Raw genomic sequence first — 21,999 nt, 5'->3', positions numbered from 1 at the left:
GAAAGTGTCCCGAACCGGCCAATGCCGCCCGGGAAACCGGCAGGCGCCCTTGAAGGCGCCCGCCTCTATCGTCTTATTCCGCCGCGTCGGGCAGCTGGTCTTCGGGCTGGTTCTCGATCTTCGAGTTTTCCAGTTCGACCGAAAGACCGAGCGACCGCATTTCCTTGACGAGAACGTTGAAGCTCTCCGGAATGCCGGCCTCGAACGTGTCGTCGCCACGGACGATCGCCTCGTAGACCTTGGTACGGCCCGCCACGTCATCCGACTTGACGGTGAGCATTTCCTGCAGCGTGTAAGCCGCGCCGTATGCTTCCAGAGCCCAGACTTCCATTTCCCCGAAGCGCTGTCCGCCGAACTGCGCCTTGCCGCCCAGCGGCTGCTGGGTAACGAGCGAGTAAGGACCGATCGAGCGAGCGTGGATCTTGTCGTCGACAAGGTGGTTCAGCTTGATCATGTACATGTAGCCGACGGTGACCTTGCGGTCGAACGGCTCACCGGTACGACCGTCGTAAAGGACGGACTGACCGGATTCATGCAGACCTGCCTTCTTCAGCATCGTGGCAACGTCAGGCTCATGCGCACCGTCGAAAACCGGGGTCGCGATGGAAACACCGCGCTTGGCTTCTTCGGCAAGCTTGACCAGCGAGTCGTCATCGAAACGCTGAACCTCGTCATTGGCTTCAGACGCGTAGATTTCCGTCAGCTCGCTGCGAAGCTCGCTGATGTCCATCGTCTTGCGATACTCTTCCAGCATCTCGCCGATCTTCTTGCCCATGCCTGCGCATGCCCATGCGAGGTGGGTTTCGAGGATCTGGCCGACGTTCATGCGCGAAGGCACGCCGAGCGGGTTCAAGCAGATGTCGACATGCGTGCCGTCTTCGAGGAACGGCATGTCCTCGACCGGAACGATACGCGAGACGACGCCCTTGTTACCGTGACGGCCGGCCATCTTGTCGCCCGGCTGGATCTTGCGCTTAACGGCAACGAAGACCTTGACCATCTTCATGACGCCCGGAGGCATTTCGTCGCCGCGCTGGACCTTTTCAACCTTGTCCATGAAGCGCTGTTCAAGGCGCGACTTGGATTCGTCGTACTGGCCACGAAGCGCTTCCAGCTCGGACTGAGCCTTTTCGTCTTCGACCGCGAACATCCACCACTGCGAGCGGGGATATTCGGAGACGACGGCGTTGGAAAGCTCGACGCCCTTCTTGAAGCCCTTCGGACCGGCAATGGAAACGTGGCCACGCAGCATGTCGATCAGACGGCCGTAGACGTTACGGTCGAGGATCGCCTGCTCGTCGTCGCGGTCCTTCGCCAGACGCTCGATCTCTTCGCGCTCGATAGCCATCGCGCGCTCGTCCTTCTCCACACCGTGACGGTTGAAGACGCGAACTTCCACGACCGTACCGAACGTGCCCGGAGGCATGCGCATGGAGGTGTCGCGAACGTCGGAAGCCTTTTCACCGAAGATGGCGCGCAGAAGCTTTTCTTCCGGCGTCATCGGGCTTTCGCCCTTCGGCGTGATCTTGCCGACGAGGATGTCGCCCGGCTGAACTTCCGCACCGATGTAAACGATACCGGCTTCGTCGAGGTTCTTCAGCGCTTCTTCCGAAACGTTCGGAATGTCGCGCGTGATTTCTTCCGGACCAAGCTTCGTGTCGCGCGCCATCACTTCGAATTCTTCGATGTGGATGGAGGTGAACACGTCGTCGGAAACGATACGCTCCGACATCAGGATCGAGTCTTCGTAGTTGTAGCCGTTCCAGGGCATGAACGCGACGAGCGCGTTGCGGCCGAGAGCCAGATCGCCGAGGTCGGTCGACGGACCGTCCGCGATGATATCGCCCTTGGAGATGTTGTCGCCGACGGAAACCAGCGGGCGCTGATTGACGCAGGTGTTCTGGTTCGAACGCTGGAACTTCTGCAGACGGTAGATGTCAACACCGGACTTGCCGGCATCGAGGTCTTCCGTGGCGCGGATAACGATACGGGTCGCATCCACCTGATCGACCACACCGCCACGACGGGCTGCGATGGCAGCGCCGGAGTCACGGGCAACGATCGGCTCCATGCCGGTACCGACGAACGGTGCCTCGGCGCGCAGAAGCGGAACGGCCTGACGCTGCATGTTCGAGCCCATGAGAGCGCGGTTGGCGTCGTCGTTTTCCAGGAACGGAATGAGAGCCGCTGCGACCGAAACGAGCTGCTTCGGCGAAACGTCCATCAGGTTGATGTTGTCGCGCGGTGCGAGCATAACTTCGCCCGAGTGACGGCAGACGACGAACTCTTCCGAGAACGAACCGTCTTCATTGAGCGGCGCGTTGGCCTGCGCGACGTAATACTTGGCCTCTTCCATGGCGGAGAGGTAGATCACGTCGTTGGTCACCTTGCCGTCGACGATCTTGCGGTACGGGCTTTCGATGAAGCCGTACTTGTTGACGCGGGCGAAGGTTGCAAGCGAGTTGATCAGACCGATGTTCGGGCCTTCCGGCGTCTCGATCGGGCAAATACGGCCGTAATGGGTCGGGTGAACGTCGCGGACTTCGAAGCCGGCGCGCTCGCGGGTCAGACCACCCGGCCCAAGAGCCGAAAGACGGCGCTTGTGGGTGATTTCCGAAAGCGGGTTCACCTGGTCCATGAACTGCGACAGCTGCGAGGAACCGAAGAATTCGCGAACGGCGGCGGCTGCCGGCTTCGCGTTGATCAGGTCCTGCGGCATCACGGTGTCGATTTCGATCGAGGACATACGTTCCTTGATCGCACGTTCCATGCGCAGAAGGCCCAGACGATACTGGTTTTCCATCAGCTCGCCGACAGAACGGACACGGCGGTTGCCGAGGTTGTCGATGTCGTCGATTTCGCCCTTGCCGTCGCGCAGTTCGACCAGCATCTTGACGACGGCGAGGATGTCTTCCTTGCGCAGCGTGCGCACGGTGTCTTCCGCATCGAGGTCGAGGCGCATGTTCATCTTGACGCGGCCAACGGCCGACAGATCGTAACGCTCTGCGTCGAAGAACAGCGAGTTGAACATCGCTTCCGCCGATTCCATGGTCGGCGGCTCACCCGGACGCATGACGCGGTAGATGTCGAACAGGGCTTCCTGACGGTTCTCGTTCTTGTCGGCAGACAGCGTGTTGCGGATATAGGCGCCAACATTGACGTGGTCGATGTTGAGGACCGGAATCTCGTCGAAGCCGGACTGCAGGATGAGGCCGAGGGTCTTCTCGTCGATTTCATCGCCGGCTTCGAGATAGATTTCACCCGTCTCGTAGTTGACGATGTCTTCGGCCAGATAGTTGCCGTAGAGGTCTTCGTCGGTCGCCTTCAGCGCCTTCAGGCCCTTCTCCGTCAGCTGACGGATCAGGCGCGGGGTCAGCTTCTTGCCACCTTCGACCACGACTTCACCGGTATCGGCGTCGATCATGTCGGTGATGACCTTGGCGTTCTTCAGCGTCTCGGGCTGGAACGGAATGCGCCAGCCGTCGCCGTCGCGCTCATAGGAAGCCTTGGTATAGAAGGTCGACAGAATGTCTTCGCCATCCATGCCAAGCGCCATCAGCAGCGAGGTCACGGGGATCTTGCGGCGACGGTCGATACGCGCATAGACGATGTCCTTGGCGTCGAACTCGATGTCGAGCCAGGAACCGCGATACGGGATGACGCGGGCAGCGAAGAGCAGCTTGCCGGAAGAATGGCTCTTGCCCTTGTCGTGATCGAAGAACACGCCCGGCGAGCGGTGCATCTGCGAAACGATGACGCGCTCGGTGCCGTTGACGATGAACGTACCGTTATTGGTCATGAGCGGCATGTCGCCCATGTAGACGGACTGTTCCTTGATGTCCTTGATGGACTTCGCGCCGGTATCTTCATCGATATCGAACACGATGAGGCGCAGCGTCACTTTCAGCGGCGCAGCATAGGTCAGATCGCGCTGACGGCATTCCTCGACGTCGAACTTCGGCGCTTCGAATTCGTAGGACACGAATTCAAGCATGGAGGCGCCGGAAAAATCGGTGATCGGGAATACGGACTTGAATACCGCATTCAATCCCTCGTCGGGACGGCCACCCTTGGGCTCGTCAACCATGAGAAACTGGTCGTACGAAGCCTTCTGAACCTCGATGAGGTTCGGCATTTCCGCTACTTCTGGAATTTTGCCGAAAAACTTGCGTACGCGCCTGCGACCGTTAAACGAAAGGGTCTGAGCCATCGTCGCTCCTTTAAAATTGCATCCGGGCCTGCAACGGACGGGAACCGATGGCCAGTCGATCCCGTCAAGCAATGGGTGTCATCAATCTCGTTCCACATCCCGGATCGATCAGGCCGGATTGCCTAGATGAGCCGGTTCGGAACCATTCTCTTGAAGAACCCATTACCCAAAAGCCATTTTCACGCGGCTTTTGGGTAATGAGTTTTAAAAACGATGACGACGGAAAGGGGCATGAAGCCCCTTCCCGCCAGCAATCGCAAGATTACTTAACGTCAACCTTGGCGCCTGCGTCCTCAAGCTTCTTCTTGAGATCAGCAGCTTCAGCCTTGGAAACGGCTTCCTTGACCGGCTTCGGAGCGCCTTCAACGAGGTCCTTGGCTTCCTTGAGGCCGAGGCCGGTGATGCCGCGAACTTCCTTGATGACGTTGATCTTGTTGGCGCCAGCGTCAACCAGGATAACGTCGAACTCGGTCTTTTCTTCTTCCGGAGCAGCAGCAGCAGCAGCGCCGCCAGCAGCAGCAACGGCTACCGGAGCAGCAGCGGAAACGCCCCACTTTTCTTCGAGAAGCTTGGACAGTTCTGCAGCTTCCAGAACGGTCAGCGAGGAGAGGTCTTCTACGATCTTTGCGAGATCAGCCATTTTGATAGTTCCTTTTGTTCAGTTCGAACCAGTTTGAATATTTACAGCGAAAAACCGCCTTAAGCGGCTTCGTCCTTCTTGGCGTAAGCCGAGAACACCCGTGCCAGCTGGCTTGCAGGTGCGGCGACAACCGTAGCGACGCGAGTTGCCGGGGCATTGAGAAGGCCCAGCAGCTTTGCGCGCAGCTCGTCCAGCGAAGGCAGGGTCGCAAGCGACTTGACTGCTTCGGCGTTGAGCGTGGTTGCACCCATGGCGCCACCGAGAACAACGACCTTGTCGTTGGTCTTGGCGAAATCCATGACGACTTTCGGAGCGATCATCGGGTCGACGCTGTATGCAATCAGCGTCTGGCCCTTGAAGAGATCTGTCATCCCTTCCGACTCCGTGCCCTGAAGAGCGATCTTGGCCAGGCGGTTCTTCGCGACCTTGACGGTGCCTCCGGCAGCGCGCATCTTCGAACGGAAGTCGTTCATCTGCGCAACGGTGACACCAGCATAGTGGGCCACGACAACCGAACCGGAAGCCTTGAAGACTTCGTTCAGCTCCGTGACGAATTCGCGTTTTTCCGCTCTTTCCACTGTCTGTCTCCAGTAGACGGGAACACAACATGTGAACCCGTCGGGTTTGCCTTTGCCCCAAGGGACCTTTTTACAAAGATCCCGAGCGACGCTCGAGGATCCTGTCCCCCGCTCTGTCGCCGCAAACGGCTTCAGGCACAGGCACACCAGGTTCGAACCGGACAGTCAGGCATCCACGATGCCTCAAATCCAGCCTCACCCGTCTCATGCAGGTTGAATGATTAAGGCCAGGTCCCGAAAGACATGGCCACCCGCAATCTCGGACAGGAGTTCCGGGTTTCCCCGGAAATCTCCGGCTCCTGGGAGCCGGAAATTCTTTTATTCACACTTCCCTCGGGAAGCGCGAGAATTGATTAAGCCGTAACCGACGAAGGGTCGATCTTGACGCCCGGACCCATGGTCGAGGAAATCGCGACGCGCTTGACGTAGTTGCCCTTGGCACCGGTCGGCTTTGCCTTGATGACGGCATCCGCGAAAGCCTTGATGTTTTCTTCAAGAGCCTTGGCGTCGAACGAAGCCTTGCCAACGCCAGCGTGTACGATACCGGCCTTTTCGACGCGGAACTCGACAGCGCCGCCCTTGGACGCCTTGACGGCGCCGGCAACATCCATCGTCACCGTACCGACCTTCGGGTTCGGCATCATGCCACGCGGGCCGAGTACCTTGCCGAGACGGCCGACGAGCGGCATCATGTCCGGGGTCGCGATGCAACGATCGAAGTCGATCTTGCCGCCCTGAACGATTTCAACCAGTTCTTCTGCACCAACAACGTCAGCACCGGCAGCCGTGGCCTCATCAGCCTTGGCGCCACGGGCGAAGACGGCGACGCGAACGTCACGGCCGGTGCCGTTCGGCAGGTTGACAACGCCACGAACCATCTGGTCCGCATGGCGCGGGTCAACGCCGAGGTTCATCGAAACTTCAACGGTTTCGTCAAACTTGGCAACTGCACGTTCCTTGACCATCGAAATGGCGTCGGTGAGGACGTAGAGCTTGTTCGGATCCACGCCTTCGCGGATCTTCTGAATGCGCTTTGCTACCTTGGCCATGATCAACCTACCACTTCCAGGCCCATGGCGCGGGCAGAGCCCTCAACCATTGCCATTGCGCCTTCGATGTCGGCTGCGTTCAGATCCTTCATCTTGGCTTCAGCGATCGTCTTGACCTGAGCCTTGGTAATGGAACCGACCTTGGCGCCCTTGCCAGGCGTCTTGGAACCGGAGGTGATCTTCGCTTCCTTCTTCAGCCAGTAGGTCATCGGCGGCTGCTTCATGACGAAGGTGAAGGACTTGTCCTGGTAATAGGTGATGACGACCGGAATCGGCATACCCTTTTCCATTTCCTGCGTGGCGGCATTGAACGCCTTGCAGAATTCCATGATGTTAATGCCACGCTGACCAAGTGCCGGACCGATCGGCGGGGACGGATTGGCCGCCCCGGCCTTTACCTGCAACTTGAGCTGGCCTGCAACTTTCTTAGCCATATCTCTCTGCCTTTCAATTCAAACCGGTTACCCGGCTTCTCTTAAGCCGGATTGCTCCGGCGGCTGCGGTTGCGTGGTGCGGCGCCCTGCCCCGGCTTAAAGAGCCAGTTAGCCTTCCACGCGCTTGGGGCATCGCCCCGCCAATCAGACCTTCTCGACCTGATTGTATTCCAGCTCGACCGGCGTAGCGCGGCCGAAAATCGACACTTCCACCTTCAGGCGCGAACGCTCTTCGTCGACATCCTGAACCACGCCGTTGAACGACGCGAACGGACCGTCGGAAACGCGAACCTGCTCGCCGATCTCGAACGAAACCGAAGACTTCGGACGCTCGACACCTTCCTGAACCTGACCGAGGATACGCTCGGCTTCATAATCGGGAATCGGAACAGGCTTGCTGTCCGAACCGAGGAAACCGGTAACCTTCGGCGTGTTCTTGATGAGGTGATAGGCCTCATCCGTCAGATTGGCGCGCACCAGCACGTAACCTGGAAAAAACTTGCGCTCGCTGTCGACCTTGCGGCCACGACGCACCTCGACCACCTTTTCGGTCGGCACGAGGATTTTCTCGAAAAGATGATCCAGACCCTTCTGACGGGCCTTTTCCTCGATCGACTCGGCGACCTTCTTTTCGAAATTCGAATATGCGTGAACGATATACCAGCGCGCTGCCATTTTTATTCTCCGTTCGATCCTTCCACCGGGCCTTTGACCGCGCCGTTACCGGCCTACGTTCAGCACCAGGCTGAGCAGCCAGCCGATGAGCTGATCCGCAGCAAAGAAGAACAGAGCCGCAAAAATGACCATCACCAGCACCATAGCCGTCGAAATCATGGTCTCGCGGCGCGACGGCCAAGTGATTTTTGACGCTTCGGCGCGAACCTGCTGCAGAAACGTAAACGGATTGGTTTTGGATGCCATTGACTGCCCACGCAATTACGGCGCGTAAAGCCGATACTGATCAGCCCCACGCACCGCGTGTCTGTTTTGACCCTACATAAACACCGATTCCCTTTTTAACAAGAGGAAATCGACATTCCGCGAAATTCGCCGGAAATCCGGCACCCATCTGCCATGCAGCGAGAACCCGCGCTTGCGAATGGAAAGTGGCAGGGGCAGAGGGGCTCGAACCCCCGACCTGCGGTTTTGGAGACCGCCGCTCTACCAACTGAGCTATACCCCTTAATCACCTGAACCGGCCGCGAAATCGCTTGGCCAATTCGGTATGCGCTCCTTTAAGGTGCAGGGAAAAGAATGGCAAGTGTGTTTTTTGTTTTTTCACATTGTCTGGCAAAATACCCCAGCATGCCCCTCCCACGGGTACATCGTTCAATTCGCTGATCTTCCCCGCATTTCACAGGAACGCCCATGAGCATCTATCTCGTCCGTCACGGCCAGACCGAATTCAACGCCGTTCGCCGCTGGCAGGGTCAGGTCGATTCGCCGCTGACGGAACTGGGGCGACAACAGGCGATGCGCATGGGCCGCAGGCTCGCCGCGCTGATCGAAACCGATGAAGTCCATATTTTCTCCAGCCCGCTCGGCAGGGCGAGGCAGACTTGCGAAATCGTCGCAGGCGAAATCGGCATGATCGACGGCATCACCCTCGATCCCGGCCTGATGGAGATCGGCTTGGGGGTATGGGACGGCATGACGGATTACGAGATCGATTATGAATATCCCGGCATGCGCGACGGGCTGGATCGATACGAATGGTTCTTCCACGCGCCGGGCGGTGAGACATTCGAAAGAATGACAAGCCGGGTGGCCCGCAGCCTGGAGACCATTCAGCAGCGACAGGCGCGCGACGCGATCGTCATCTGCCACGGCATCACCAGCCGCCTGTTGCGCGGCGTCTATGCGAACCTTCCAAAGGAGGACGCATTGCGCCTTGATGTGCCCCAGGACGCATTCTTCCATCTCAAGGATGGCGATATCGTCCGCATCGACTGCTGAGCCTTTTAGGGCAATAAAAAACCCCGCCGTTTCCAGCGGGGTTTTCTTCAATCCCTTGCGGGTTTGAAATTACTCGACGATCGAAGCGACGATGCCAGCGCCGACGGTGCGGCCGCCTTCGCGGATAGCGAAGCGCAGCTTTTCTTCCATCGCGATCGGAACGATCAGCTCGACGTCAACGGTGACGTTGTCGCCAGGCATAACCATTTCCGTGCCTTCCGGAAGCGTAACGATGCCCGTTACGTCCGTCGTGCGGAAGTAGAACTGCGGACGGTAGTTCGTGAAGAACGGCGTATGACGGCCGCCTTCTTCCTTCGTCAGGATGTAGGCTTCAGCCTTGAACTTCTTGTGCGGCTTGACAGAACCCGGCTTGCACAGGATCTGACCACGCTCGACGCCGTCACGGTTAACACCGCGAACCAGTGCACCGATGTTGTCGCCGGCCTGGCCCTGGTCGAGCAGCTTGCGGAACATTTCAACGCCGGTAACCGTCGTCTTCGAGGTCGGACGAATGCCGACGATTTCGACTTCTTCACCAACCTTGACGATACCGCGCTCAACGCGACCCGTCACAACCGTACCACGGCCGGAGATCGAGAACACGTCTTCGATCGGCATCAGGAACGGCTGGTCGATCGGACGCTCAGGCGTCGGGATGTAGGCGTCAACCGCAGCCATCAGCTCGCGGATCGCGTCTTCACCGATCTTCTTGTCAGAATCTTCAAGAGCAGCAAGAGCCGAACCCTTGATGATCGGGATATCGTCGCCCGGGAAGTCGTAGGACGACAGAAGTTCGCGAACTTCAAGCTCGACGAGCTCGAGAAGCTCGGCGTCGTCAACCTGGTCGACCTTGTTGAGGAACACGACGATCGCCGGAACGCCAACCTGACGGGCAAGCAGGATGTGCTCGCGGGTCTGCGGCATCGGGCCGTCAGCAGCCGAGCAAACCAGGATCGCGCCGTCCATCTGGGCAGCACCGGTGATCATGTTCTTCACGTAGTCGGCGTGGCCGGGGCAGTCGACGTGCGCGTAGTGACGGGCAGGCGTTTCGTATTCAACGTGTGCCGTCGAAATCGTGATACCACGGGCCTTTTCTTCAGGCGCGGCGTCGATCTGGTCATACGCCTTGAATTCGCCGAAGAACTTCGTGATCGCTGCCGTCAGCGACGTCTTGCCATGGTCAACGTGACCGATCGTGCCAATGTTGACGTGCGGCTTATTGCGCTCAAACTTGCTCTTTGCCATGTGAATTGCTTCCTGTGAACGTGAAGTAGTTTCCCCGGCGTACCGGTTTGGTGTCGCCGTTTAAGGCTTTGTAAGCGAATGCGCAAGACTTAATTGTGAAAGCGCCTTCGCGCGCGCCCTAAGCGTGCCTTGAGGCCCGTATATGGTATCTGATTTGCGACATTCAAACCTTCGCAAGGGCGAAGCGGACATCGGCCCGACGAGCCCCTCCCCCCGAATAGCCGATCACTAAATAAGATATTTCTATCACAACTTCTTTACCTGCACCGGCATGATGGCTTAAGGACATTTCATCGCCGGGGGGAGACGGGCGACTGGAATCCGGCGCAGGCGCGCCATCCCAAGCCATATCTCGATCCGTCGCTTCCCTCGCGACCTCTCTATCCGTTTCAGGACCATCCCATGGAAATCTTCACAGCCGCCGGTTTCACGGCATTCTTACAGGTCATCGCAATCGACCTCGTGCTGGCGGGCGACAACGCCATCGTCATCGGCCTTGCCGCCGCCGGTCTGCCCGCCCACCTCCGCCGCAAGGCGATCCTGGTCGGCATCATCGCCGCCACGGTTCTGCGCATCGGCTTTGCCGCCGTCACCGTGCAGCTTCTCGCCATTGTCGGCCTGCAATTGTTCGGCGGCCTGCTGCTCGCCTGGGTGTGCTGGAAGATGTGGACGGAACTGCGTGAGGCCGCAGGCTCCATCGAAGACGAGGTGACGGACGAAGAGGCCGACCTGACGAAGGGTCACAAGACCTTCTTCCAGGCCGCGACCCAAATCGTCATCGCCGATGTTTCCATGTCGCTGGATAACGTCCTTGCCGTCGCCGGCGCCGCGCAGGAACATGTGACGGTGCTCATCATCAGCCTCGTCGTTTCGATTGCACTCATGGGTCTTGCCGCCAACTTCGTCGCCAAGCTGCTGCACCGCTATCGCTGGATTTCCTATCTCGGCCTGATGGTCATCATCTACGTCGCCCTCAACATGCTGTATCACGGCACGCTCGAGGTTCTGCCCTATCTCCAGCCCTATCTGAGCTGAAACGACCAGCAGACACGCTTCTCCACGAGGCCCGGAAACGCCAGTTCCGGGCTTTTTTCATGGCCTGCGCCCATCAGGCCCCCTCACCCTCCTTGCCGTCGCAGGACAGGAAGAATCAATCGCCGCGTTTGCTGCAACATCGGGAGAAGACAGGGAAATCGTGAATTTTCGCCGATGGATTCTGGCAATTGAGGTCAGCCACGGGCAAGCCTAGGGAGCTAGTCAATAAGTCATAATAATAAAAAGAAAGGTAAAGCTGCCAATGGCTTATGACTGGAGCGGCGGTCGTACCCGCCGCCTTCGCAGGGTGAGGCTCGGTGTTGTCGCCAGCTCTCTTATCCTGCTGGCGCTTCTTGCGTCGCTCGTTCTTGGCTGAACGCGCCGCGCGCGCACTCCCACGCTGACCGGCGGCATGGCAAGGTTTTCAAAAAACCGCCCTGCCGCCGCTCCTTTGCGGGAAGGAGCAGATGCTCAGGATTTCCTGGCCTCGACGCAATGAACCGGCTTCTTCATCTCCGGATCCGCCATCAGATCGTAAAGATCCGCCTCCTCGCCCTTCGACCACCAGACATAAATACCGCCCTGATATTTGGCACCTGACCCGGCAATGACATTTGCGGCAACGGTGACGCCATCCTTCAGCCCAAGCCGCACGAGGCTGATCTCACCGGCATTGAAATAGACGGCCTCCACCTTGTCGGCGGCGCATTGGTAGACGGTCTCCACCTTTTCAACCGTCGTGTCATTCGGAAGCGGAATCACCAGCTCTTCAGCCATGGCGCCGGTAGCGACCGACATGGAGAAAGCTGCAAGGCATGTCGCGGCAACGGATTTTTTCATGATGACCCTTTCCTGATCTCACCGAACCATAAGGTCACGCCAGCAAAACCGAAATGGGGCGGCCGCCTCTCACCATATCAAATTTTCGGGAATATCGGCCTCGCAGGCATGTGGCGGCTTTATCGCCGCACAGGCCCTGCGGCACTTTCATTCAGGGCGGCAAGCTGTGATAAAACCTATCGAAACAGCCAATAAACGACGCCAAGGATCACCGTCCACATCAGCAGCGATATGGCCAGCACGGTGAGATAGTTTCGAAATCGTCTGGTCATCCGCCCACATTGCCGACGAGCCGTCATCGGACAGCCGCAGCCGTTGAATTGCTGGATGCGGATCAAGCCGCAGGGTCAATTCTTTCTATCAAGAGACTGAATCGCAAGCCATTCGCAGATTTTACCCGCCCGAAAACGGGGTTGCCCCATGCGACACGTTTCCACCCCTCAAGGAATGGACTCATCCGCGATCAGGACCTGATCGCGGCCAGGAAGGGATATCCGCATCTGCCGGCGAATGACGGGAAGGAGAAAAGGGGCGAGGAGAAACGATCGCGACCGAATCGACTCGCGCGTTATCCGAAACTCTGCCGGATAACGCGCTAACGCCAGAGGTAATCCGCCCCCGCCTGTCTCAGCTCTTCAGGGCCGTGTTGCACAGGCTCCAGTAGCCGCCACCCTTCTGGATCCATTTCAGATCGCCGAGCGTGCCGTCATTCTTGTTCTTGTGATAGGAGTCGACACAGGTTTTCAGGCGCGCCTTTGCGGGCGTCTCGCTTGAGTATTTCTTATCGACAGCACTCGGGAAAGCGACGCCCTTCGGGGCCTTTGTCGTCGCTTTTTCGGGTTCTTTTTCGGTGGTGGCCGCGACCTGCTTGTCGTCGGCCGCATCCTCGGCTGCCGCCTCGCTGCCGCAGAACTTGGCGCGATAGTCGTTCCACTTGACGTCCTTGGCCGACCCGTCGGCTTTCGCCGCCTGATATTTCACGCTGCACTCCTTCATGGTGAGTGCGGCTGCTGGGGAGACAAACGCCGCCGATGCCAGCAGCGCAAAGGATGAGAGAATGACAACCCTGTTAAACATTGAAGACTCCCGTTTGCATGATTGCCGGCCGACTATCTGACCGGATTTTCCGCTTGTCAACGAGCAGTGCGAAAGGACGGAGAAGCGAAGCAGGCGGGAACGGAACTTGCTCACCGGACACGCCATTTTCCCGTTGAAGGCAACATCGCACCGTCATCATGAAAGCCGTCGCAGGACGCGCAGCATCCCCACATTGCCGCTTCCACCGCCTCCCGCGCCCAGCCTGTAGAATCACGTGTTCGTGTGGCGTCAATCCTTCGCCGGAACGAATTTCCTAAGTTTTCGTTAGCATACCGAACGAATAACGAGGATTTATCGATGTTGAGGATGCCGAAGACCATCTCCGCGCTCGCTCTTGGCGTCGCGATATCTGCCGCTGCTGTCGTGCCCGCCCATGCGTTGAGCCTCATACAGCCGGCCTACGAAACACAGGCGCAGGCGCAGAATTCAAATCAGCGAGGCTACCCGGCGTCTGCCTTTGCGGCAGGCAAAGGCGAAGAAGCCGTGCCTAACGGCTACGCCCTGTCTCAAGCCGAGATCAACCATATAAAATGGTGTGCGGCGCGTTACACATCCTACCACCCCACCGACAACAGCTATATGGCGCCTGCCGGCACGCGGACGCAGTGCCGCTCACCCTATTGATTCGGTGAGGCCCGGGGGAACATCTCCAGCCCGGGCCGTTGCCGACAAGATAAAATTTACCTTAAATTCGACTGATCTGAACCTTTTGCCCGGCGAACCGTTTGAACGCGTGCCAACGGGGAAAATGCGATGTTCTGGAATCTGGAAAAGCTTGAGCAGGAGCGACTTGATCTGATCGAGGTCATCACGGCCCTGCGTCGCGTGGAGCGCCTGTCGAAAACGGATCGCACCTCGATCTTTGAGGAAATCACGGCGCATATGGGAAGGCTGAGTGAACTGGACGCGGAAAAACTGCGGATCCAGTCGGCGCTGGAGCCATCCTGAACACGCGTTCTGCATGGCCGCAGCTCCCAGACGCAGTCAGACCTCATAACAGGGCGCTCAGGAAGAACGCTTCCTACAGGTGGAAAATGCCAGAAGACGGCCGCATGTTTCCGCCGAGGCTAAAGGCACCAACCCGCTTGTGGCTGAGCTTGCGACAACCGACAGTCAGGTCAATCTCCTTGCGTCCTACGATGCGGAATCGGGCCGGATGCGTATCGTACCGGTCGCAACCGGCAAGACGGACGAAAAATCGTTAGAATTGTGGCTCGTCATGGATGGTTCAAGACACTCTCGCTTGGCGTTTTCCAGCCGGGCACGAACGGCGACCTCGTCATTCCCGCCGACATGCACGGCAGCATAACGGATGGCACGACCTTCGCAATCAGCGTGGAGCCTTTCGGAGGCTCTTCGACCGGTCAGGCAACCGGCCCGTTCATCGCTATCGGCACGGCGCGGCATCTGTGAGTTTTCAAACCGGTTTAGCACCGCCAGAGAGAAGCTTCTGCGCCGCTCTCATTATTGGCGGTGGTAACAGCGGAAAATCAATCCTGCCGCTTCTCATGCCATGTCATCGTAAAACGCGTTCCCTGCCTCAGCTCGGGATGCGTATGGGTCTGTTCGACACGTGCACCGATATTCTGCGCCATCGCCATGATCAGCTTGGTACCGAGGCCTGTGCCACGCGGAGTCGAATTTGACGGCACGCCGACGCCGTCATCCTCCACCAGCAGAACAAACTGTCCATTATCTTCGGAGAGTTTGACGCGAACCGTACCGGTCTGGTCAGGATAAGCATATTTCAGCGCATTGGTCAGAAGCTCGGTTATGATGACACCAAGCGCCACGGCATGATCCGCCTTGAGATCGATTTCGCAAAGCGAAGTCTCGACCGTGACGGAAGAAGAGCCGGGCACCGCCTGGAACAGGTCGCCGATGATGGAGGTTAGATAGGAACTCAAGGAGACCAGCCCGACATTGGCGGTATTATAGAGGCTGCGGTGCACGCCGGCGATGGCCGAAATTCTGCTTTGCGTTTCCAGCAACGCGGTTTCCGCTTCCTGCGATTTCAGGGTGTTTATTTGCAAGCGGATCATGGCCGACACCAGCGATAGGCTGTTCGCGACACGATGGTTCATCTCCTTCACCATCATTTCCGCGTGTTCTTTGGCCTTTACCAGCAAACGATCGGCCTCTTCCTTGGTCTGGCGCAGGCGATGGTTTTCCAATGCCTGCTCGATTGCCGTGAGCAGAAGCGGAAAGAAGTCGTCCCCGACATTCTTGATGACGTAGTCGGCAGCACCCGCCTTGAGCGCGTCTATGGCGATCTGGGCCTCGTTGGACCCCGTCACATAGAGAACTGGAGCCCTTGCCGGTATCGTCTGGATCGCGGCAAGAAATTCCATGCCAGTTGCCGTCTGGAAATAGTGGTCGAGAACGACGACATCGAACTGCCCGTTTTGAAAAAGCTCGAGACCGGAAGCGACCGAGGTGGCGTGAACCACCTCCATACCGTGACGACCAAGAACGCGGCTCGAAAGCCGAGCCAAAGCCGGGTCGTCATCGACGTACAAAACGCGCAAAGCCATCATGCCTTCAAGGTATCTGAATTACGGAAAAGAACAGGCCGAGATTTTTGATGGCGTTGGCAAAGCCCTCATAGTCGACCGGCTTGGTTATATAAACATTCGCGCCAAGATCATAGCATTTCTGAATTTCAGTCTCATCGTCGGTCGTTGTCAAAACCACCACAGGCAAGCGGCGGGTATATTCATTGCTCTTGATCTGCTCGAGAATGTTAAGGCCCGACATATCCGGAAGATTGAGATCGAGCAGGACGAGAAGATAGCGGTCCTTGCTGACAAGCCCATCCCGACTTTCGCCTAATATGAAATCCAGCGCCTTGGCGCCAAGCGTAAAAGGCACGATCTCGTTGTTCACGCCGGCACGCCGCACGTTCTTCTCGATCAGCCGGGCATGGCCTTCGTCATCTTCGATCATCACGATCGTTACTTCCTGACCGGTCGCTTTCATTTTTCGCCTTCCTTGGTGACTCGTCTGAGATCGCTCGGCATCAGCAGGATGAATGTACTGCCCTCACCGAGTTTAGACTCGACTTTAATGTCACCTCCTAAATTTCTGATTAGCGAACGAACATGCGCGAGACCAATGCCCTCTCCCGGCTGGTCCTGACTGCCCGCCCGGCGAAAGAGCTCGAAAATCCGTTCAAGATCCTGTTCGCCGATACCGCGCCCGTTGTCGGCGACCTCGATACAAATCGCCCCCCGCCCGGCTGGATAGGCTCGTGCCGTCAGCCTCAGCGGACGGCCAGGCATCTGGTATTTCACCGCATTGTCGAAAAGATTTCCAAGAATCTGATCAAGGGATATTCGATCGGTCACGATCGTCAGCTTCGGCGTATCGACCTCAATCTCACCGCCATTGGCGTTGATCTGGTGACGCACCGTCTCAGACAGCGACGAAAGCAACATTTCGATATCAACCTTTTCCGGCTGTAGCTTTCGCTGGCCGTCGCGGGATATTTTAAGGATGGCGTTGATCAGCTGATCCATTTTGCGGGTAGACGAGCGAATGAAGCCGATAGCCTCTGGAATATCCTCTTCAACAGCCAGCCGCGCCTCACGGATAACATCTTCCGGCAGCGACTCGCCATCTGCGAGAACATAACGGCTCACCGGCTTCAGCGATGTATCGAATTCGGAGAGGAAGCCCATGATATTGACGAGCGGCGCGCGCAGGTCATGCGTTACGATATAGGCGAAGCGCTGAATTTCCTGATTGGCTCGCCGGAGATCGCGCGTTCTTTCCTCTACACGTTCTTCAAGATGACGATTGAGTTCATCGACATCCTCCCGCGACCTTGTCAGGGCGCGGATATAGGTGAAGACAAGGAAGATCGAACCACCCACCACAATGAGGATGGCGAGCGCACCGCCGACCGTCACCCACCGCAGCGTATTGGCAGCCCCCAGCTGATCCGCAACGATGATGCGCAAGCGATCATCTGTGTCCGATTGCAGGTCAGACAGAATACTCCTGATCTCGTTCATGAAGCGTTTGCCGTCATTATTGCGGACGACCTCAACCGCCTCCGTTATTCGGCCCGCACGCTGCAGATCTATGGTCTCGCGGGTCTCGGCCAACTTCGCGTCGATTGCCTGCCTCAGGCCCGAAAGAGACTGCTTGTATTGCTCGTCTTCCGTCAGAAGATCGAAAAGTCTTGACTGGCGTTGAGGCAAGCCACGCAGGGCTTCTTCATAAGGCAGAAGATAATCGCGATTATTGGTCAGCAGATATCCCCTCTGGCCGGTTTCGATGTCCTGCATCGTCGTCAGCACATCCAAAACAGCGGCACGGAAACGTCGGAGTTCCGCTGTTTCCTGGGAATAGCGGTTATTCACCTGCACAAGCCACAACGACATGGAGACCATGCCAATCAAAATCGCAACACCCACGGCAAGCATCAAAAGGCTTCGTTGGGCAAACGGTGAAAAACCAGTCACAGAAACACATTCCCGGTAGGCACGAATTGAGTTTGCAAACTAGAGTACGACGACATCACAGGCGACTGTTTTCTTTTTATTTATGGAAGGAACCAGTTGGGGACTTAGGGGTTTTGCAATGTTGATTGGCGGTGCCAGACTGAGTCCAAATGACGAAAATGCGGTAACAATGAGCTATAGTTTCCAGGGAAAACAAATCCTCGTGTTGGAGGACGACGCGCTTCTGGCGATGGATATGGAGGATTTCCTTTCCGATCTGGGAGTCAATGTCGTCGGGCCGGTTTCGCACATCGGTGCCGCCCTGGAGAAAATAAGCGACACCGATCTGGATGGCGCCGTCATCGATCTCAATTTGCGAGGCGAATTGTCCTTACCCGTCATTGAAGAGCTCAAGGCGGCAAACATCCCCTTCGTCATCTGCAGCGGATATGCGGAGATACCCGGGGTCCGCGCGCAGCTCGACGGGCTGACGGTCGTCTCCAAACCCTGCGATTTCGACAATCTGTCGCGTGTTCTGGCGAACGAGTTTTCACTGACCAACTAAGTGCGGGGCCAATCTCGGTCTGATGCCCCACTCCGCTTCTTTTCGTCTGGCGACTTAGTCCAGGGGAAAAATGACCTGATATCGCAAGCCGTCGCGATCATAGCGAATTTCGCTTTCCGCCTGCAATTCGTATTGCACACCCCTTGTTATAAGGGTTGTTCCAAATCCGGTATCCTGCGGCACGGAAACAGGCGGGCCGCCGCTTTCCTGCCACCGCAGGTCGATGCAGTCATGGCCGTCTCCGTTCAGAATCTTTTTCCAGACAACCTCGACCTTTCCGTTTGCGCCGGAAAGAGAACCGTATTTCTGGGCATTTGTGGCTAGCTCGTGCAGGATCATTCCCAGCGCCAGCGCCGATTTCGGCGACACCTGTACGTCATCCGGACCGTCGAGCTCGATCCTGCTCGCAAAGGTATTATGCGGCTCGATCGCCCGCGTCACGACATCCCTCAGATTCGTCTCACCCCAATTACTCTGAAAAAGCAGCGCATGGCTTTCCGCAAGGGCACTCACACGGGCCACCAGCCGTTCTTGGTAATCCTTGATGGAGGTGCTGCCTTTGGCCGTTCTGCGAATGATTGAAACGACCATCGCCATCGTGTTCTTGACGCGATGGCTGAGCTCACGGACGAGCAGCTCCTTGTGCAGCTCCGCCCGCTTTCGCTCCTGTTTCTCCCGGGCTTCCGCCAGCGCGCGCTCGACAGCGGATGGCAGTCTCACAAGCCGCTGCTTGAGAACATAATCCGTCGCCCCGCGGCGGAATGCATCGATCGCCGCGTCCTCGCCTAAGACACCGGACACGAAAATGAACGGCGTATCGGGTCTTCTCGCCATAACGACATCGAGCGCCGACATGCCATCGAAGTCCGGCAAGGAGAAATCCGCGAGAATGATATCGAACTGCTGTTTTTCCAACGCCTCAATGAACGATGCCTTGCCGACGGCTCTCGTTACCGCAGGTGGCGGCGAAAGGCGTGAAAGCTGTTCTTCGATCAGTTCGGCATCCACAGAACTGTCTTCCAGGAGAAGAAGTCTGCTTGCCTCCATTCGCGACACCGCCTCATCCGCCATTGCGATGTGCACCCGGTGGCGGTTCGTTCAGAAGAGCCCAGAAGACGCCAAGATCCTGTATCGCCTTGAAGAACTGGTTGAATTCCACAGGCTTGACGACAAAAGCGTTCACGCCGAGTTCGTAGCTCCTAACGAGATCCTGTTCTTCTCGCGAAGACGTCAGCATGACGACCGGAATGTGCCGCAAGTGATCGCTGCCCTTGACCGTCTGCAACACCTCAAGCCCATCCACTTTCGGCAGTTTGAGGTCGAGAAGAACTACTGCCGGATCACCAGCCGAGCGGTTATGATAGCTACCGGTTACATTCAGATAGTCGAGTGCCTCGGTGCCATCGCGTGCCACCACCTCATTCGCCAATTGGCATTTTTCAAGAGCGGTCAGCGTTAGTTCCAGATCGCGTGGATTGTCTTCCACCAGCAGAATGGGTCTGAGTTCAGGCAATTTTTTCCTCTTCAACTTTCATAACCGGCAATGTGAAGAAGAACGTGGCTCCCTCACCGACAGTTCCCTCGGCACCGACCGAACCGTGATGGCGTTCGACAATTCGTCGCACCAGCGCCAGTCCAATGCCCGTTCCCTCGAAATCCTCTACCCGCTGCAACCTCTGGAACACACCAAAAAGCTTGCTGTAATAGGCCATATCGAAGCCAACACCATTGTCTTCGACCGAATAAGTGACGTCATCCTCGGTTTCAACCGCAGAAATGGTGATGATCGACACCGGCTCCCGAGACGAATATTTGATGGCATTTTCGATGAGATTGTACCAGACCTGCCGCAGCAGGGTCGCATCCCCGAATATCACCGGTAACTCTCCGATGCGCCACTCGATCTGGCGATCCGCAACGGCGGGCGCCAGAGAGCGACGAACTTCGCTCACCACCTTCTGCATATCCACCGGTTTCAGGGTGAGTTGCGTGCGGCCAAGCTGTGAAAAATTCAGGAGATCATCCACCAGCCTGCCGGCACCCAGCGCCGCCTCTGATATCATCTGCAGATAATGCAGGGATTTCTCGTCCAGAACATTGCTGCGCTCCCGCAGTAACTGCGCAAACCCGACAATATGACGGAACGGGGCACGCAGGTCGTGCGAAACGGAATAGGAAAATGCCTCCAACTCTTTGTTGGTCCGCTGCAATTCCCGCGTCAGATCCGCCATCTCCTCGGCCTTGCGCAGGACAATGCCGATGATCGCGCTGCGAAGCTCCCTCGCCGCCGCAAGCTCGGCCTCCGACCAGGGAGATGACGTATTGCGCAATTGCTCCTTCCAGATTTCAAAGGACTTGCGCGGATGAATGCGCCCGCTCTCCTGCACCGTTTTGTGCGGATCACCGCCCCAGCGCACCGTTTTTATGACTTCCGGCCGAAACCAGATAAGCCAACTGCCGTGCAATTCCGAAACCCGCATCGCAATAATTCCGCTTGCGGCGGCAGCATAGGCCTCAGCGGCAGCGTAATCGCCGGTCAGATTGTCGGTTGCAAAAACATCCACAACGTCCTTCTCTGCGAACCATAAGACAAGCTCTTCAACTTGCTGCCGTGACGGCGTTCTGCCGACAAGCTCATAGTCGTCGCCAAGGACGAGTGCAGCGCCGTCCGCTCCCACCTGTTTCAGCAGGTCGTTTTTTTCGTCGTCACCCGCAAGCAGTCCATCAACCCATTTTTCGGCGGCGGCCATGCCTTTCAAGAGACGCGCCTGAATTTGGCCAAGCTCCACCCGGCGGAATGCATCCTGGGAACTCTGCTCGGCCGCGATCCGCATAGACAGGAGCTGTGCCGCAAAATCACAGGCTTCACGGACGGCAAAGGATGCCGAATGGGGTGTCGCATGGTGGCAGGCGATCAAGCCCCAGAGAGTGCCATTAACGATGATCGACACGGACATCGAAGCGGCCGTGCCCATATTGCGCATATATTCGAGATGAACCGGCGACACGCTGCGGAGCTGCGAAAAGCTCATATCGAGCACCGCTCCCGTTTCCGCATTGACCGGCGGTCTGATCGGGACAGGCTTATAATCGACATCGGGAATCATCCGCAGGCGATTGATGGTGTAGAGCTGCCGCGCCTGCGGCGGGATGTCGCCCGCCGGAAAGCGAAGTCCGAGATAAGACGGCAAAGTCCCGCTTCCGGCTTCCGCCACGACATGGCCGCTCCAGTCCAGTCCGAAATCATAAATCAAGGTACGATCATAACCGCTGATCGAGGACACCAATTGCGCGGTCCGCGAAAGAGCGTCCTCCAGCGATGGCGCGCTGTTCAGATATTGCGCCAGATTGGTAAGTTCGCCCATCAGCTTTTCAGCCGACTCGCCCTCTCTTGCCTTTTCCACCTCGAGAATAACCAAAGTCCCTGATCGATGCGCCGAAACATCGAGTTTCTTTTCGGCCCACGCATATCGGAAGTTGCTCTCTTCGGAGGAATACCAGACGGAGAGTGCGGAGATGAAAGGCAAGATTTTTTCGGTGACGACGACCCCGATTGGCAGGGCCACACCAATATAGTCGGCAAGATTATCGCTCGCCTGCACCAGGGAAAATTCCCGCGCGGACAGAGCCAGAAGGGCCCCATGTTCCTGAATAGCACCGGGAATGTGGATGGGCTCGGCGCCGCAACTATCCAGTTTCGGCGTATTTGAACTCATAACTTTCTCCAGCCGCTCTCTTTGCAAGAACGTTCAACCTGCTCAAAAGATGCCGCCAACCTATTGATTATTGCGAAGATGTAAACGCTCGTTTTGGCAAGAGGTTGAAATGGCGCCCATATGACGTCAATGCGATTCATGGTTGGCAGAACCGTGACGGTGAAAAGCTCGCGTGCCGGACCATC

General features: G+C 57.4%; 21 protein-coding genes, 1 tRNA gene and 1 pseudogene. 6 read left to right on the top strand and 17 right to left on the bottom strand.

The window, feature by feature from the left end; genetic code table 11:
• Positions 1–73: 73 nt before the first annotated feature.
• The 8 genes from rpoB to PH605_RS14715 all read right to left on the bottom strand — a co-directional run bounded on the left by rpoB (position 74) and on the right by PH605_RS14715 (position 8,094).
• The gene (gene rpoB, locus PH605_RS14750; protein WP_142845321.1) at positions 74–4,210 is read right to left on the bottom strand and encodes a DNA-directed RNA polymerase subunit beta; all 4,137 of its coding nucleotides are present in this window, start codon (positions 4,208–4,210) and stop codon (positions 74–76) included.
• Between the two features lie 262 nt (positions 4,211–4,472).
• Positions 4,473–4,850, bottom strand: coding sequence for a 50S ribosomal protein L7/L12 (rplL, locus tag PH605_RS14745; RefSeq protein ID WP_004442635.1), 378 nt, complete (start codon positions 4,848–4,850; stop codon positions 4,473–4,475).
• A gap of 59 nt (positions 4,851–4,909) precedes the next feature.
• Positions 4,910–5,428 (bottom strand): 50S ribosomal protein L10, encoded by a 519-nt coding sequence (gene rplJ, locus PH605_RS14740; protein WP_003523725.1) that lies wholly within the window; start codon positions 5,426–5,428, stop codon positions 4,910–4,912.
• Between the two features lie 353 nt (positions 5,429–5,781).
• Complete coding sequence (rplA, locus tag PH605_RS14735; RefSeq protein ID WP_003523724.1) at positions 5,782–6,477, bottom strand: 50S ribosomal protein L1; 696 nt, start codon at positions 6,475–6,477, stop codon at positions 5,782–5,784.
• Positions 6,478–6,479: 2 nt separating this feature from the next.
• Positions 6,480–6,911: a 50S ribosomal protein L11 gene (gene rplK, locus PH605_RS14730; protein WP_003523723.1), complete on the bottom strand. Its 432-nt coding sequence runs from the start codon at positions 6,909–6,911 to the stop codon at positions 6,480–6,482.
• 144 nt (positions 6,912–7,055) lie between these two features.
• Positions 7,056–7,586 carry a transcription termination/antitermination protein NusG gene (gene nusG, locus PH605_RS14725; protein WP_003523721.1) on the bottom strand — a complete coding sequence of 177 codons (531 nt, stop codon included), beginning with the start codon at positions 7,584–7,586 and terminating at the stop codon, positions 7,056–7,058.
• Positions 7,587–7,631: 45 nt separating this feature from the next.
• Complete coding sequence (gene secE, locus PH605_RS14720; RefSeq protein WP_003523719.1) at positions 7,632–7,832, bottom strand: preprotein translocase subunit SecE; 201 nt, start codon at positions 7,830–7,832, stop codon at positions 7,632–7,634.
• Between the two features lie 186 nt (positions 7,833–8,018).
• A tRNA-Trp gene (locus PH605_RS14715) sits at positions 8,019–8,094 on the bottom strand.
• Between the two features lie 185 nt (positions 8,095–8,279).
• On the opposite strand from PH605_RS14715, the gene PH605_RS14710 reads away from it, so the two are divergent.
• Positions 8,280–8,867 carry a histidine phosphatase family protein gene (locus tag PH605_RS14710; RefSeq protein WP_142845320.1) on the top strand — a complete coding sequence of 196 codons (588 nt, stop codon included), beginning with the start codon at positions 8,280–8,282 and terminating at the stop codon, positions 8,865–8,867.
• A 69-nt stretch (positions 8,868–8,936) separates the two neighbouring features.
• Here PH605_RS14710 and tuf read toward each other — a convergent pair whose 3' ends face one another.
• Positions 8,937–10,112: an elongation factor Tu gene (gene tuf / locus PH605_RS14705; RefSeq protein ID WP_003525183.1), complete on the bottom strand. Its 1,176-nt coding sequence runs from the start codon at positions 10,110–10,112 to the stop codon at positions 8,937–8,939.
• Between the two features lie 402 nt (positions 10,113–10,514).
• Between tuf and PH605_RS14700 the strand changes: the two genes are divergently transcribed.
• On the top strand, positions 10,515–11,147 hold the full coding sequence (locus tag PH605_RS14700; protein WP_271040150.1) for a TerC family protein: 633 nt from the start codon (positions 10,515–10,517) through the stop codon (positions 11,145–11,147).
• Positions 11,148–11,618: 471 nt separating this feature from the next.
• Here the strand turns inward: PH605_RS14700 and PH605_RS14695 are convergent, their stop codons facing one another.
• Both PH605_RS14695 and PH605_RS14690 read right to left on the bottom strand, forming a co-directional pair.
• Positions 11,619–11,987 (bottom strand): MliC family protein, encoded by a 369-nt coding sequence (locus PH605_RS14695; protein ID WP_142845319.1) that lies wholly within the window; start codon positions 11,985–11,987, stop codon positions 11,619–11,621.
• 627 nt (positions 11,988–12,614) lie between these two features.
• The gene (locus PH605_RS14690; RefSeq protein ID WP_065655883.1) at positions 12,615–13,064 is read right to left on the bottom strand and encodes a hypothetical protein; all 450 of its coding nucleotides are present in this window, start codon (positions 13,062–13,064) and stop codon (positions 12,615–12,617) included.
• 318 nt (positions 13,065–13,382) lie between these two features.
• Between PH605_RS14690 and PH605_RS14685 the strand changes: the two genes are divergently transcribed.
• The 3 genes and pseudogenes from PH605_RS14685 to PH605_RS14675 form a co-directional block, all read left to right on the top strand.
• A complete protein-coding gene (locus PH605_RS14685; RefSeq protein ID WP_078051907.1) occupies positions 13,383–13,709 on the top strand; it encodes a BA14K family protein in 327 nt (108 codons plus the stop codon).
• Positions 13,710–13,838: 129 nt separating this feature from the next.
• Entirely contained in the window at positions 13,839–14,033 is a 195-nt protein-coding gene (locus tag PH605_RS14680; protein WP_035263387.1) for a hypothetical protein, read from the top strand.
• Positions 14,034–14,154: 121 nt separating this feature from the next.
• Positions 14,155–14,498: pseudogene (locus PH605_RS14675) on the top strand (anti-sigma factor); the annotation flags it as partial.
• Positions 14,499–14,575: 77 nt separating this feature from the next.
• Here the strand turns inward: PH605_RS14675 and PH605_RS14670 are convergent.
• Genes PH605_RS14670 through PH605_RS14660 form a run of 3 tightly spaced genes read right to left on the bottom strand, consistent with a single transcriptional unit; the run spans position 14,576 to position 17,515 of the window.
• Positions 14,576–15,622 (bottom strand): sensor histidine kinase, encoded by a 1,047-nt coding sequence (locus tag PH605_RS14670; RefSeq protein ID WP_065655881.1) that lies wholly within the window; start codon positions 15,620–15,622, stop codon positions 14,576–14,578.
• Positions 15,623–15,626: 4 nt separating this feature from the next.
• Positions 15,627–16,064, bottom strand: a complete 438-nt coding sequence (locus PH605_RS14665) for a response regulator (RefSeq protein WP_006316407.1) — start codon at positions 16,062–16,064, stop codon at positions 15,627–15,629.
• Complete coding sequence (locus tag PH605_RS14660; protein ID WP_078051905.1) at positions 16,061–17,515, bottom strand: sensor histidine kinase; 1,455 nt, start codon at positions 17,513–17,515, stop codon at positions 16,061–16,063. The genes PH605_RS14665 and PH605_RS14660 overlap by 4 nt, the downstream gene beginning before the upstream one ends.
• 157 nt (positions 17,516–17,672) lie before the next feature.
• Between PH605_RS14660 and PH605_RS14655 the strand changes: the two genes are divergently transcribed.
• Positions 17,673–18,098 carry a response regulator gene (locus PH605_RS14655; RefSeq protein ID WP_236776196.1) on the top strand — a complete coding sequence of 142 codons (426 nt, stop codon included), beginning with the start codon at positions 17,673–17,675 and terminating at the stop codon, positions 18,096–18,098.
• 54 nt (positions 18,099–18,152) lie between these two features.
• Here the strand turns inward: PH605_RS14655 and PH605_RS14650 are convergent, their stop codons facing one another.
• From PH605_RS14650 to PH605_RS14640, 3 genes are read right to left on the bottom strand one after another with little or no spacing between them, the layout of a single operon-like run.
• Positions 18,153–19,145: a sensor histidine kinase gene (locus tag PH605_RS14650; protein WP_142845318.1), complete on the bottom strand. Its 993-nt coding sequence runs from the start codon at positions 19,143–19,145 to the stop codon at positions 18,153–18,155.
• Between the two features lie 13 nt (positions 19,146–19,158).
• The gene (locus tag PH605_RS14645) at positions 19,159–19,611 is read right to left on the bottom strand and encodes a response regulator (RefSeq protein WP_142845317.1); all 453 of its coding nucleotides are present in this window, start codon (positions 19,609–19,611) and stop codon (positions 19,159–19,161) included.
• Complete coding sequence (locus PH605_RS14640; RefSeq protein WP_142845316.1) at positions 19,604–21,814, bottom strand: sensor histidine kinase; 2,211 nt, start codon at positions 21,812–21,814, stop codon at positions 19,604–19,606. Before PH605_RS14640 ends, PH605_RS14645 begins: the two co-directional genes overlap by 8 nt.
• Positions 21,815–21,999 lie beyond the last annotated feature (185 nt).

This window comes from Agrobacterium sp. CFBP 3001, assembly GCF_027871605.1.
Lineage (GTDB): Bacteria > Pseudomonadota > Alphaproteobacteria > Rhizobiales > Rhizobiaceae > Agrobacterium > Agrobacterium leguminum.
This window is presented reverse-complemented; position numbering and strand designations above follow the sequence as displayed.